14 protein-coding genes are annotated in these 12,773 nt (G+C 41.4%); all 14 read left to right on the top strand.

Annotated features, from left to right (window positions below):
* Positions 1 to 2 precede the first annotated feature (2 nt).
* The 14 genes from DWX65_RS02890 (at position 3) to DWX65_RS02825 (ending at position 12,711) form a co-directional block, all read left to right on the top strand.
* Positions 3 to 347 carry an EscU/YscU/HrcU family type III secretion system export apparatus switch protein gene (locus DWX65_RS02890; protein WP_117698192.1) on the top strand — a complete coding sequence of 115 codons (345 nt, stop codon included), beginning with the start codon at positions 3 to 5 and terminating at the stop codon, positions 345 to 347.
* Positions 348 to 415: 68 nt separating this feature from the next.
* Positions 416 to 775 carry a YraN family protein gene (locus DWX65_RS02885; RefSeq protein ID WP_022242460.1) on the top strand — a complete coding sequence of 120 codons (360 nt, stop codon included), beginning with the start codon at positions 416 to 418 and terminating at the stop codon, positions 773 to 775.
* Positions 776 to 889: 114 nt separating this feature from the next.
* Entirely contained in the window at positions 890 to 1,750 is an 861-nt protein-coding gene (gene pgeF / locus DWX65_RS02880) for a peptidoglycan editing factor PgeF (protein ID WP_118172757.1), read from the top strand.
* An 85-nt stretch (positions 1,751 to 1,835) separates the two neighbouring features.
* Entirely contained in the window at positions 1,836 to 2,417 is a 582-nt protein-coding gene (locus tag DWX65_RS15470; protein ID WP_118172756.1) for a methyl-accepting chemotaxis protein, read from the top strand.
* 251 nt (positions 2,418 to 2,668) lie between these two features.
* The gene (locus DWX65_RS02870) at positions 2,669 to 3,055 is read left to right on the top strand and encodes a GntR family transcriptional regulator (RefSeq protein ID WP_117698189.1); all 387 of its coding nucleotides are present in this window, start codon (positions 2,669 to 2,671) and stop codon (positions 3,053 to 3,055) included.
* The gene (locus DWX65_RS02865; RefSeq protein WP_117946676.1) at positions 3,039 to 3,938 is read left to right on the top strand and encodes an ABC transporter ATP-binding protein; all 900 of its coding nucleotides are present in this window, start codon (positions 3,039 to 3,041) and stop codon (positions 3,936 to 3,938) included. Before DWX65_RS02870 ends, DWX65_RS02865 begins: the two co-directional genes overlap by 17 nt.
* Entirely contained in the window at positions 3,913 to 5,826 is a 1,914-nt protein-coding gene (locus tag DWX65_RS02860) for an ABC transporter permease (RefSeq protein WP_118172755.1), read from the top strand. The genes DWX65_RS02865 and DWX65_RS02860 overlap by 26 nt, the downstream gene beginning before the upstream one ends.
* Positions 5,827 to 5,915: 89 nt before the next feature.
* A complete protein-coding gene (locus tag DWX65_RS02855) occupies positions 5,916 to 7,244 on the top strand; it encodes a DUF512 domain-containing protein (RefSeq protein ID WP_022242466.1) in 1,329 nt (442 codons plus the stop codon).
* A complete protein-coding gene (gene der, locus DWX65_RS02850) occupies positions 7,237 to 8,559 on the top strand; it encodes a ribosome biogenesis GTPase Der (protein ID WP_118172754.1) in 1,323 nt (440 codons plus the stop codon). The genes DWX65_RS02855 and der overlap by 8 nt, the downstream gene beginning before the upstream one ends.
* Positions 8,560 to 8,563: 4 nt before the next feature.
* Complete coding sequence (plsY, locus tag DWX65_RS02845) at positions 8,564 to 9,220, top strand: glycerol-3-phosphate 1-O-acyltransferase PlsY (protein ID WP_118172753.1); 657 nt, start codon at positions 8,564 to 8,566, stop codon at positions 9,218 to 9,220.
* Between the two features lie 15 nt (positions 9,221 to 9,235).
* Positions 9,236 to 10,246 (top strand): NAD(P)H-dependent glycerol-3-phosphate dehydrogenase, encoded by a 1,011-nt coding sequence (locus DWX65_RS02840; RefSeq protein ID WP_118172752.1) that lies wholly within the window; start codon positions 9,236 to 9,238, stop codon positions 10,244 to 10,246.
* 22 nt (positions 10,247 to 10,268) lie between these two features.
* Positions 10,269 to 10,703, top strand: coding sequence for a dUTP diphosphatase (locus DWX65_RS02835; protein WP_022242470.1), 435 nt, complete (start codon positions 10,269 to 10,271; stop codon positions 10,701 to 10,703).
* Positions 10,704 to 10,727: 24 nt separating this feature from the next.
* Positions 10,728 to 11,369, top strand: a complete 642-nt coding sequence (locus DWX65_RS02830; protein WP_118172751.1) for a phosphoribosyltransferase — start codon at positions 10,728 to 10,730, stop codon at positions 11,367 to 11,369.
* Positions 11,370 to 11,598: 229 nt separating this feature from the next.
* On the top strand, positions 11,599 to 12,711 hold the full coding sequence (locus DWX65_RS02825) for an ABC transporter ATP-binding protein (RefSeq protein WP_117946670.1): 1,113 nt from the start codon (positions 11,599 to 11,601) through the stop codon (positions 12,709 to 12,711).
* Positions 12,712 to 12,773: the final 62 nt, after the last annotated feature.

The following is a 12,773-nucleotide window of genomic DNA, read 5'->3' as shown; positions in this document are numbered from 1 at the left end:
TTATGAAAAATGGAATCTGGCATCCGGCAGACTTTGATGGGAAAAATGCCGGAGAAGCGAAAACAAAAGAAAAAGAGAAAACAAAAGAAAAAACAGCAGTTGCCATCGCATATGAGCCGGGAGAGAGGGCACCAAAGATACTGGCAACCGGTAAGGGGTATCTTGCGGATAAAATTATTGAGAAAGCCAAAGAGGAAGACGTTCCGCTGTATCAGGATAATCAGCTGGCAAATACCTTATCCAGGCTTGAAATTGGAGATATGATTCCGCCGGAATTATATGAAGTAGTGGCAGAGATACTTGTCTTTGTCGATGATATGGATAAGCTGCGCAGTAAATTGGAATAAAAATAGCTGTAACGGCAAACGGGATAGTGGAAATCCAAATAGCAGGAATAACAGAAAGGGGAGCAGGGATGGAAAATAAACGCAGCATGGGCAGTGAGTATGAAAAAAAGGCGGCAGAGTATTTAAAGGCATCCGGCTGCAGCATCTGTGAGATGAATTACCGCTGCAGGTTCGGAGAAATTGATATGATTGCAAGAGATGGAAAATATCTTGTTTTTGCAGAAGTAAAATACCGCAGTGATACCGGAAAGGGACTTCCACAGGAAGCGGTAGATTACCGCAAACAAAGGAAAATATCAAGAGTGGCAGATTATTACCTGATGTGTAAACATATGATGGGACTGCCCTGCAGGTTTGATGTGATTGCAATATTAGGAGAGGACATACAGTGGCTGAAGGATGCTTTCCCCTATATAGAGCCTTATTAGTGACAGATGAGACTTGATACAGGAAAAAGAATGCTGGAGAATTGAACCAGTTACAGCATGGAATCCGTTACAGCATGGAGTTGGAACTGGAAAAATAAGAACAGGAAAAGAAAAATGACAGAATTTCAGATAAAAGAGGATGGACGAACCATGATACCGTCCGTATTTTCCCATGCGGGGAAAAAAGAATTAGTGTTACTGCAGTATCCACAGTTGCAGGCACTTGATATGGTAAAACACTGCTTTACCACAAGAATGGGTGGAGTAAGTAAGAATGAATTTTCTTCGCTGGATTTAAGCTTTAACCGTGGAGATGACATAGAGGCAGTAAAGGAAAATTTCCGCAGGGTAGCTGAGGCAATGGAAGTTCCAGCAGGGCAGGTTGTCTGCTCTGACCAGACCCATACCACCAATGTAAGAAAAGTAACAGCAGAGGATGCAGGAAGCGGACTGACAAAGGAACGGCCGTATCATGATGTGGATGGATTGATTACCGATGTGCCGGGGCTGATGCTTGCAACCTTTTATGCAGACTGTGTGCCGCTTTACTTTGTGGATACAAAGCATAAGGCAATCGGACTGAGCCATTCCGGCTGGAGGGGCACGGTTAACAGAATGGGAAGAGCCACGCTGAAAGCAATGGCAGAAGCATATGGAACAGTACCGGAGGATGTATGGTGTGCGATAGGCCCATCTATCTGCCAGGACTGTTATGAAGTAAGTGAAGATGTGGCACTGGAATTTGAGCAGGAGTTTTCCGGTCATGGCAGTGAAATTATGTACCGGAAAGAAAATGGAAAGTATCAGTTAAATCTCTGGAAAGCCAATGAAAGAGTGCTTTTAGATGCGGGAATCCTGCCGGAAAAACTAATCTTGCCGAATGTGTGTACCTGTTGTAACAGTGAACTGTTGTTTTCGCACAGAGCAAGCCATGGAAGAAGAGGAAATCTTGGGGCATTTTTGTGCATTAAATAGAAAAATGTCAAAAAATGAAAAATTTTTTTGTTCACAAAGCAAACATGTGATATAATTAGGATAAATAATTTAGGAGGGCAGAAATATGCAGTTGAATGAGATATTTAATGCAGAAGATATAGAGGTACTTTTTGCACAATGGGAAAATGTAACAGGAGTAAAACCATTACTTCTGGATTCTGATGGAAGTGTAGCAATCGGGGAAGGTGAAGCATCTGAATACAGAGATGTGATCAAAGCCGGAATTGAAATTGCTGGATATCTTTCTTATGCGAAGAAGGAAGACGCAGAGGATGAAAACGAAGCTAAATCTAAGATAGCAGCTCTGACTATCGTTCTGACACAGCTTGCAGCATCTGAAGCGAAGAGAATGGATGAAGAGAAGAAGAATTCTGATATTCATGAGAATGTACAGAAGACCTCAGAATACATCCAGAAGATTAATGATATTACTAAACAGCTGGACAAGATTGAAAAGAACCAGAAGATTCTTGCATTAAACGCTTCTATTGAGGCTGCTCGTGCAGGAGAGGCTGGAAAAGGATTCGCAATTGTTGCAACCAATGTATCTGCGCTGGCTACAGACTTTGGTAATAACAACCGCGAAATCAAAGATGAATTACAGAAGTTAAATGAAGTAATTGCAGCAATAGAGAAATGTGAATAATATTTCCTGATGAAAGGAAGATAGAATCGTGTAAAAAGACGGAATCAGTGCAAACTGGTTTCGCTTTTTTGCTTTACAGGAAAATTGCTTTCCTGTAAAGTAAAAAACGCTCCGCGAGCAGCATTAAGGAATTATTAATAAAATCATACAGATATTTTTCTTGTGTCTCATCTGCTGGGATGTTATAGTGTGCGTATCAATTGAAGTAATACGGATAATACACCTACGATATTCCAAAAGGAGGAAGCGAAGTGATACAGCTTAATTACAGGGATGCAAAGCCTATTTACGAACAGATTAAAGATGGAATGCGTCATCTTGTGATTTCCAATGCATTGACAGCGGATGAAAAACTGCCATCTGTGCGTGAACTGGCAGCAACACTGGCAATTAATCCGAATACCATCCAGCGGGCATACCGGGATCTGGAGAAAGAAGGATATGTCTATACCATTTCCGGGAAAGGCACATTTGTGGCTTCCCAGAAGCATGTAAAGGATGCAAGAACTGTGGAATTAAAAGGACATTTTGATGAAATTGTATCAGAATTACTGTATCTGGCAGTAGAGCCGGAGCAGTTAAAACATCGGATAACGGAACTGGAAGGAGGAGAATATATTCATGATACGGGTAAATAATGTAGTGAAAACATTTGGAGATTTCCGGGCGTTAGACGGTGTAAACCTGCATGTAAAGGATGGGGCAATTTATGGACTGGTAGGACCAAACGGAGCCGGGAAATCTACGATAATAAGACATATTACCGGAATCTATAAGCCGGATGCCGGCAACATAGAAATAGCCGGGATGCCGGTGTATGAGAATCCTCAGGCAAAGGCCAGATTTGCATATATTCCGGATGATCTTTTCTATTTCCAGCAGGCAGATGTCATGGAAATGAAACGCTTTTATAAGGGAATCTATAAGACTTTTGATGAAGATTTGTTTTTCCGGATCCGGGATGCATTTTCCAACATTGATCCGAAGATGACCATTCGGAGAATGTCAAAGGGAATGCAGAAGCAGGCGGCTTTCTGGCTGGCAATCAGCTGCAGACCGGAGCTTATGATTTTAGATGAGCCGGTAGATGGACTAGACCCGGTAATGAGAAGGCAGATCTGGAGCATTATCATGTCTGATGTGGCAGAACATGGAACTACGGTGTTAGTATCTTCCCATAACTTAAGAGAGCTGGAGGATGTCTGTGACCATGTGGGCATTATGCATCATGGAAAAGTAATGTTAGAACGTTCCTTAAGCGAACTACAGGGAAGTGTCTGTAAGATTCAGGTGGCATATCAGGAAAGAATGCCGAAGCTTCCGGCTGATTTTGAAGTGTTACATATGTCCAGTACAGGAAGGGTATATACCATGATTGTAAAAGGCAATCCCAAAGAGGCAAAGCTGCGGTTAGAACAGACTTCGCCGATGCTGATTGATGTGCTGCCTCTGACATTGGAAGAAATTTTTATTTACGAATTAGGAGGTGCGGATTATGCGGTCAAAGACATCTTACTTTAATAAGACGGTATTTTGGAAAAATATTACGCATTTCTGGCCTGTCTGGCTGATTTATACGATATTGCTGCTATGTATGGTTCCTCTGCGGCTGTTAGTGAATTCCGGGATTTCTTATGAAGGTTATTCAGCACAGGAAATTAAAGAAATAAAAATGAATAATTTTATGCAGATTCTGTTTTCAGATGGAAGCGGTGCGCTTATTGCACTCCTTAGTCTGGCAATTGGAATTATTGCAGCAATGGCAGTATTTTATTATCTTTATAATAACAGAAGCTCACATCTGTTTCATTCACTGCCATTGAAAAGAACAGAACTTTTTATCAGTAATTTCCTGTCAGGATTCTGCATGATTGTGGTTCCTGTACTATTGGCGTTTATTATTGGAACAGTATGCTGCATTATGCAGGGAATTACAAGTCTGCAGTATCTGCTGGCGTGGGCACTGATGCTGACGGGAGAGGGCTTTTTCTTCTACAGTATGGCAATTTTCGTTGGCATGTTTACCGGTCAGTTATTGGCAATGCCGGTATTTACGATTATTCTGAACGTATTATATATAGGATGCCGCTATGTGATTACATGTATGATTAGTACAATTGGCTATGGTATGGCGAATTCTTATGCTGACCGTATGAATAGTATTTTATCACCGGTGATATATCTTTCAAATAAGGTGGGAGTAGAGTATGACTATTTAGAGGACAGGATAGAATACCATATGCTTGGCCTTTCGGTTGTAGGAATCTATGTACTGGTGGGTGTGGTGCTGATAGTGATATCCTGTCTGCTTTATCAGAAACGTAAACTGGAAACCACGGGAGATGTGCTTACAATTCCGGCAACCCGCCCGGTGTTCCGCTGGGGAATGGCTTTTTGTATGGCTTTTCTTACTGCAATTCTGCTGAGCGGACTGTTTGGCGTGCTGGTACATACATCACTGGGCAATTTCCTGATGGTTTTATTTACAACATTGATTGCAGGTTTTCTGGCATTTTTCATTGCGGAAATGATTTTGACGAAGAAGCTGCGTGTAGTGACCAAAAAGAGATTATTAGAATGCGGCGTCATGTTAGGAATTTCCGTCGTATTTCTTTTTTGCATCAAATGGAATGCTTTCGGACTGGAAAATAAAATCCCGGATAAGAAGGAAATTGTCGCAGCAAATATTAACTGCTATTTTGATATAGAAGAAAATTCAGAAAGCGGAATTGATGAAATTATGAGTATTCATCAGCAGATTATTGATTCAAAGAAGGAATTTCAGGCATATCAGGGCTCGTCTGATTTAGATAAGGCATTGCAGTGGGTGGAGATTGATTATCAGCTTGCGGACGGAAGCGTTATGGTAAGAAGCTATGATGTACCGGCTGCTAAAAATTATTATGAAAATGCAGATTCGGTTGTTTCAAGAATCTATGCTATGTCTATGGATCCGGAGAATTATCTCAAGGGGAATCTGATGGTGAATTATGATGACCCGAATAATCATATTATTTCAATGGAGTTTGATACCTATGACCAGAATTTAGAATATGGCAGCATTAATATACCTGATGAGCGGGCGCAGGAAATATATGATGCTTATCTTAAGGACATCCGGGCAGGACATATTTATCTGAATACAGTAAATGATAACTACTATAAACATACGTATATCAATGGACTGTATCTGCATGTCTATAACAGTCAGGGAATCCAGCTTACCAGGAGAGAACAACGGATGTGGGGAATGGAAAACAGTAAAGATTATTATTTGAATTTGAATTTGAATGATCGTTGTGTATACACGATTAACAAACTGCTGGAGTTACATATCATTGAGTCGGAGGATGAACTGATGACGTCACAGGAAATGGAAGACAGAAGCATGAGTATGGAGCAGGAATAAATGGAAGGGTGGAATAACTGTTGTTATTCTGCCCTTTTTATTGTAAACTAAAGAGGTATTATAATATAGAAAGATTGAGAAAATAATTTATGCATACAAAGAAACATGTCATCAGTGGAGTTAAACCGGACAGCATTGCCATGGAGCTTGAGCTGGAGCCGGGAGATGAGCTAATTTCCATTAATGGCAAAGAAATAGAAGATGTATTTGACTATCAGTTCCTGACAGAGGACGAGTATCTTCTGGTGGTAGTAAGAAAGAATAATGGCGAAGAGTGGGAACTGGAAATTGAAAAAGATTATGATGAAGACCTTGGAATCGAATTTGAAAACGGACTGATGGACGATTACAAATCCTGTTCCAATAAGTGTATGTTCTGTTTTATTGACCAGATGCCGCCGGGCATGCGTGAGACACTTTATTTTAAAGATGATGACTCCAGACTTTCCTTCTTACAGGGGAATTATGTAACGCTGACCAATATGAAGGATAAGGATATTGAACGTATCATATACTACAATCTTGGACCGATTAATGTGTCGGTGCATACCACGAATCCGAAGCTTCGCTGTACCATGTTGCACAACCGTTTCGCTGGAGAAGCCTTAAAGAAAATCAAACGCTTATCAGATGCCGGAATTGAAATGAATGGACAGGTTGTACTCTGCAAGGGCGTCAATGATGGCGAAGAGTTAGAGCGGACTATCCGTGACCTGACAGAGTATATTCCAAACATGCAGAGTCTTTCTATTGTACCGGTCGGCCTGACAAAATACCGGGAGGGCTTATATCCCTTGGAAGCTTTTGAAAAAGAGGATGCAGGAAAAGTCTTAGAGCAGATTCACCGCTGGCAGGATTATTGCATGGAGCATTTCGGTACACACTTTGTGCATGGAGGAGACGAGTGGTATCTTCTGGCAGAGCAGCCTCTTCCGTCCGCAGAAAATTATGATGGATATATCCAGCTGGAAAATGGCGTGGGAATGATTACACTGCTGCGGGATGAATTCCGGGAGGCACTTGCAGCAGAAAAAGGTGATGCCAATCTGAAAAGGACAGTTACGCTGGTAACCGGAAAGCTGGCAGGACCGATTTTGGAGGAACTGACAGGAGAAATGAAGGAGAAGTTTCCAAATGTAAAGATACGGGTCCGCGTGATCCGAAACGATTTCTTCGGAGAACGGATTACCGTTGCAGGACTTCTGACCGGACAGGATATTATCGCACAGCTTAAGGACGAAGATTTGGGAGATGAGATACTGCTGCCATGCAATGTATTGCGTATGGGAGAAGATGTTTTCTTAGATGACATCACATTGACGGAGCTGAAAAGAACTTTACAAGTACAGGCAGATATTGTAAAATCAAGCGGGCAGGATTTGCTGAATGCAGTCCTTGGAAGGAGACAGAATGAGTAAACCAGTAGTAGCTATTGTAGGCAGACCAAACGTAGGAAAATCAACACTTTTTAACGTGTTGGCAGGTGAAAGAATTTCTATCGTACAGGATACTCCGGGTGTAACCCGTGACCGTATATATGCCGAAGTATCCTGGCTTGACTATAACTTTACCTTAATTGATACCGGCGGTATTGAGCCGGACAGCGGAGATATTATTTTATCCCAGATGCGGGAGCAGGCACAGATAGCCATTGATACCGCAGATGTCATTATTTTTATTACGGATGTAAGACAGGGGCTTGTAGATGCAGACCAGAAAGTAGCTGACATGCTGCGCCGCTCCAGGAAGCCGGTTATTCTTGCAGTAAATAAAGTAGATGATTTTAAAAAATATATGCCGGATGTTTATGAATTTTATAATCTTGGAATTGGTGACCCGGTTCCGGTATCTGCAGCATCCAGACTTGGAATCGGTGATTTGTTAGATGAAGTGGCAAAGCATTTTACCCAGGAAATGTTAGAAGAAGCAGAAGATGACAGACCGCGTATTGCCATTGTAGGTAAGCCGAACGTAGGTAAGTCATCACTGATTAACAAGCTGACCGGTGAAAACCGTGTGATTGTTTCTGATATTGCCGGAACTACAAGAGATGCCATTGATACCGATATAAAATATAATGGCAGAGAATATGTATTTATTGATACGGCAGGACTCCGGAGAAAGAATAAGATTAAAGAAGAATTAGAGCGTTACAGTATCATCCGGGCAGTAACAGCAGTGGAACGTGCAGATGTGGTCATTATTGTAATTGATGCTACAGAAGGCGTAACGGAGCAGGATGCCAAGATTGCCGGAATTGCCCATGAAAGAGGCAAAGGAATTATCATTGCAGTGAATAAATGGGATGCCATTGAAAAGGATGATAAGACCATTTATAAGCATACAGAGAAAATCCGTCAGATTTTAAGCTTCATGCCATATGCAGAGATTTTATTTATTTCAGCCAAGACCGGACAGCGTACCGGCAGGATTTTTGAGACCATTGATGTAGTGCTTGAAAATAACAGCATGCGTGTGGCAACCGGTGTATTAAATGAGATTATGGCAGAGGCAGTTGCCATGCAGCAGCCACCGACCGATAAGGGAAAACGCTTAAAATTATATTATATTACACAGGCAGCGGTAAAACCGCCAACTTTTGTTATCTTTGTAAATGACAAGAACCTGATGCATTTTTCCTATACAAGATATCTGGAAAATAAGATTCGGGAAGCATTTGGCTTTAAGGGTACTTCCCTGAAATTCATTATAAGGGAAAGAAAGGAAGATTAATAAAATGTTATTCGGACGTGTAATATCAGTAGGAATCGGATATTTATGCGGTATGTTCTTATCCGGCTTCTTATATGGAAAGAAAGAAAATGTGGATTTACGTAAGGTGGGCAGTGGAAATGTAGGAACTACCAACACCATGCGTAACCTCGGCGTGAAGGCAGGCATTCTTACCTTGATTGGTGATGTGTGCAAGGTATTTATGGCAATGGTCATTGTATGGCTCATTTTCCGGAACCGTTATCCGGACAGTGTGAAGGTCTTAGAGCTTTATGCTGGTGTGGGCTGCATCTTAGGTCATGATTTTCCGGCTTATATGAAATTTAAAGGCGGAAAGGGAATTGCCTGTACCGGTGGTCTTCTGATTGGCTTCTGTCCGCTGGCAGTGCCAATAAGCCTTGGAATTTTTATTCTCGTGGTAGCAATCACACGGTATGTTTCCCTGGGTTCCATACTTGGTGTAATCAGTCTTGAAATACAGATTGTCGTATTTGGCCAGATGGGACTGCTTTCCGTACCGGAGCAGTATCTGACGGAGGTGTATATTGTATTCGGTTTTGTGGCGGGACTGGCAATCATTTTACATCATGCCAACATCGGAAGACTTCTTAAGGGAACCGAGAACAAATTCAGTTTCCATTCAAAGAAACAGGAAGCATAGGAAAGGAAAAAACAAATGTCTGATATCAGTATCATTGGAGCCGGAAGCTGGGGAACTGCTTTATCGGTGGTATTACATAAAAACGGTCATAAGATTACAATCTGGTCTGCACTTGCACCGGAAATTGAAATGTTAAAGGAAAAGCATGAGCAGGCAGAAAAACTTCCGGGCGTTATTTTACCGGATGATATTATGTTCACAACAGATTTAAAAGAAGCAATCGGGGGAAAAGACATGCTCGTCTTAGCAGTGCCTTCTCCATTTACCAGAAGCACAGCAAAAGCAATGAGCCCGTTCGTAGCAGAGGGACAGCTTATTGTCAGCGTGGCAAAGGGAATTGAAGAGAATACGTTAATGACTTTATCTGAAATTATTATGGAAGAGATTCCACAATGTGAGGTGGCGGTTTTATGTGGACCAAGCCATGCGGAAGAAGTAGGAAAAGAAATTCCGACCAGTCTGGTAGCAGGAGCAAAGAAGCGTGCCACAGCAGAACTGGTCCAGAACACCTTTATGAGTGAAGTATTACGTGTTTATACCAGCCCGGATGTACTGGGGATGGAAATCGGAGCATCCTTAAAGAATGTCATTGCACTGGCAGCAGGTATGGCAGACGGACTTGGTTATGGAGATAATACCAAGGCAGCACTCATAACCCGTGGAATATCCGAGATGGGAAGACTTGCCCTTGCCATGGGAGCGAAATATGAGACCTTAAGCGGACTGACCGGAATGGGTGATTTAATCGTAACCTGTGCCAGCAAGCACAGCAGAAACCGTCGTGCCGGATATCTGATGGGACAGGGATATACCATGCAGCAGGCAATGGATGAAGTAAAGATGGTAGTTGAGGGTGTCTATTCTGCCAAAGCAGCAATTGCTTTAGCGAAGAAATATCATGTAGATATGCCGATTATTGAACAGGTCAATGAAGTATTATTTGAAGATAAACCTGCGAAAGATGCAGTAAAAGAACTGATGCTCAGAGATAAAAAGGTAGAGCATGACGACCTGGAATGGCAGTAGGAGAAAAGGAGTTTTTAGCAGAATGGAAAAGATTCGTATCAAATATTTTACAGATAAAATCGAAAAGCTTACATATATCGATGGCAAATCTGACTGGATTGATCTTCGTGCATCCGAAGAAGTCGAAATGAAAGCAGGAGAATTTAAACTGATTCCTCTTGGTGTGGCAATGGAGCTGCCAAAGGGATATGAAGCACACATTATGCCAAGAAGTTCTTCTTATAAGAATTTCGGAATTATTCAGGCAAACAGCTGTGGAATCGTAGACGGTTCCTACTGTGGAGACAATGATATGTGGAGACTGCCTGCAATTGCAATGCGTGATACCGTGATTCATGTTAATGACCGTATCGCACAGTTCCGTATTGTAGAGAATCAGCCGCAGATTCATTTTGAAGAAGTAGAAAGCCTGGGCAACCAGGACAGAGGTGGTTTCGGAAGTACCGGAATCCAGTAAATTATCAAACAGGGGGTAAATCAAATGGAAGAACGTATGGTCAAATTTTATTCAAAGGAAAACAACAATCTTGCATTACATGCAATACCGGGGCATTTTGCCACCAGTCATTCGCACATCAATTACTATATTGATGTAACCAGTATGAAAGCCCGCGTGAAAGAGGCAAAAGAAGCTGTAAAAGTGCTTTACCAGAAGACCGGTAATCCATCCTATGTAGATACCGTTGTATGTATGGACAGAACAGAAATGATTGGCGGATTTTTAGCAGAGCGTTTTGAACAGGGAGATTTTATGTCAACCAATCTGCATGAGACTATTTATGTTATTTCTCCGGAGATGAACAGCAGCGGTCAGATGATTTTCCGTGATAATACCAAAAATATGATTACCGGAAAACATATCGTGCTTTTGCTGGATACAACAACAACCGGTGAGACAATCAGAAGATGCTTAGAGTGCATCCGGTATTACGGTGGAATTATTGAAGATGTAGTAGCAATCTTCTCCACTGTTAAGGAAGTAGACGGTCACAGAGTAGAAAGTCTCTTTACCGAGAAAGATGTACCAGGCTATCAGGCATATGAGCAGCATGACTGTCCGTATTGTGCAAAAGGCATGAAGTTAGAGGCCATGGTAAATGGTTACGGATACTCTAAATTATAAAGAAAAGATAAACATTTTCTAAAATGAAAACCCATTTCTTTCGTCGGATTGTACAAGAAAGAGATGGGTTTTCGTCACTCTGACGAAGAGATAAAAAAATGCACAGAATATCAGTCAGAACATACAAAAAAAAGAAAAATCTTTGTGGAATCCTCGCATAGCCAAAGTGAACAATATCCTGTATGATAAGGACAGTTAAAAACGAACAAAACATTAGGAGGTTAAACCAATGGCAAGTTTATCATTAAAAAACATTTGTAAAGTATATCCAAACGGCTTTGAAGCTGTTAAGGATTTCAACCTTGAAGTAGCAGATAAGGAATTCATCATCTTCGTAGGACCATCTGGATGTGGTAAATCTACTACACTTCGTATGATTGCAGGTCTTGAGGAGATTTCTTCCGGAGAATTATACATCGACGGAAAACTCGTTAACGACGTAGAGCCAAAAGACAGAGATATCGCAATGGTATTCCAGAACTACGCTCTGTATCCACATATGACTGTATTTGACAATATGGCATTCGGATTAAAATTAAGAAAAGTTCCGAAGGATGAAATCAAGAGAAAAGTTGAAGAAGCAGCTAAGATTCTTGACCTTGAGAAATTATTAGACCGTAAACCAAAGGCTCTTTCCGGTGGACAGAGACAGCGTGTTGCTATGGGTCGTGCAATCGTTCGTAATCCTAAGGTATTCCTTATGGACGAGCCTTTATCAAACCTGGATGCAAAATTAAGAGTACAGATGCGTTCTGAGATTTCTGCTCTGCATCATAGATTAGGTGCTACAATCATCTATGTAACACATGACCAGACAGAGGCTATGACATTAGGAACCAGAATCGTTGTATTAAAAGATGGTGTTATCATGCAGGTTGATTCTCCACAGAAATTATACAATGAGCCAGATAACTTATTTGTAGCTGGATTCATCGGATCCCCACAGATGAACTTCGTAGATGCTAAATGTAATATTGAAGGAGAGAAAGTTTCCCTTACATTTGACAATACAACTGTTGTATTACCACCAGCAAAAGCTAAGAAATTAATCGAAGGCAACTACAACGGAAAAACAGTTGTTATGGGTGTCAGACCAGAAGATATCGATGATTCCCAGATTACAATCGAAACCTTCAAAGACAGCATCATTGAGACAGATGTAACCGGATATGAGTTACTTGGTTCTGAAGTATTATTATACTTCGAAGCTGCAGGAGTTCAGATGACAGCTAAGGTTGATTCCAGAACACCGGCTCGTTTAGGCGACCATATCAAACTTGCTATCGATCCTGAGAAGGTTCATGTATTCGACAAAGAGACTGAATTGACAATTACTAACTAATTCGGTACAATCGAACTGAATATAGTGCAATAACCCGGGTGCTATATGCATCCGGGTGTTTT

It is taken from the genome of Roseburia sp. AF20-18LB, from assembly GCF_003461185.1.
Classification (GTDB): Bacteria; Bacillota; Clostridia; order Lachnospirales; family Lachnospiraceae; genus Roseburia_C; species Roseburia_C amylophila.
This window is presented reverse-complemented; position numbering and strand designations above follow the sequence as displayed.

Excerpts from the sequence above, each read along its gene's own strand:
- DWX65_RS15470 (WP_118172756.1), top strand. The coding sequence starts at position 1,836 with ATGCAGTTGAATGAGATATTTAATGCAGAAGATATAGAGGTACTTTTT.
- DWX65_RS02835 (WP_022242470.1), top strand. The coding sequence starts at position 10,269 with ATGGAAAAGATTCGTATCAAATATTTTACAGATAAAATCGAAAAGCTT.
- plsY (WP_118172753.1), top strand. The coding sequence starts at position 8,564 with ATGTTATTCGGACGTGTAATATCAGTAGGAATCGGATATTTATGCGGT.
- DWX65_RS02855 (WP_022242466.1), top strand. The coding sequence starts at position 5,916 with ATGCATACAAAGAAACATGTCATCAGTGGAGTTAAACCGGACAGCATT.
- DWX65_RS02825 (WP_117946670.1), top strand. The coding sequence starts at position 11,599 with ATGGCAAGTTTATCATTAAAAAACATTTGTAAAGTATATCCAAACGGC.
- der (WP_118172754.1), top strand. The coding sequence starts at position 7,237 with ATGAGTAAACCAGTAGTAGCTATTGTAGGCAGACCAAACGTAGGAAAA.
- pgeF (WP_118172757.1), top strand. The coding sequence starts at position 890 with ATGACAGAATTTCAGATAAAAGAGGATGGACGAACCATGATACCGTCC.
- DWX65_RS02830 (WP_118172751.1), top strand. The coding sequence starts at position 10,728 with ATGGAAGAACGTATGGTCAAATTTTATTCAAAGGAAAACAACAATCTT.
- DWX65_RS02885 (WP_022242460.1), top strand. The coding sequence starts at position 416 with ATGGAAAATAAACGCAGCATGGGCAGTGAGTATGAAAAAAAGGCGGCA.
- DWX65_RS02840 (WP_118172752.1), top strand. The coding sequence starts at position 9,236 with ATGTCTGATATCAGTATCATTGGAGCCGGAAGCTGGGGAACTGCTTTA.
- DWX65_RS02865 (WP_117946676.1), top strand. The coding sequence starts at position 3,039 with ATGATACGGGTAAATAATGTAGTGAAAACATTTGGAGATTTCCGGGCG.
- DWX65_RS02890 (WP_117698192.1), top strand. The coding sequence starts at position 3 with ATGAAAAATGGAATCTGGCATCCGGCAGACTTTGATGGGAAAAATGCC.
- DWX65_RS02860 (WP_118172755.1), top strand. The coding sequence starts at position 3,913 with ATGCGGTCAAAGACATCTTACTTTAATAAGACGGTATTTTGGAAAAAT.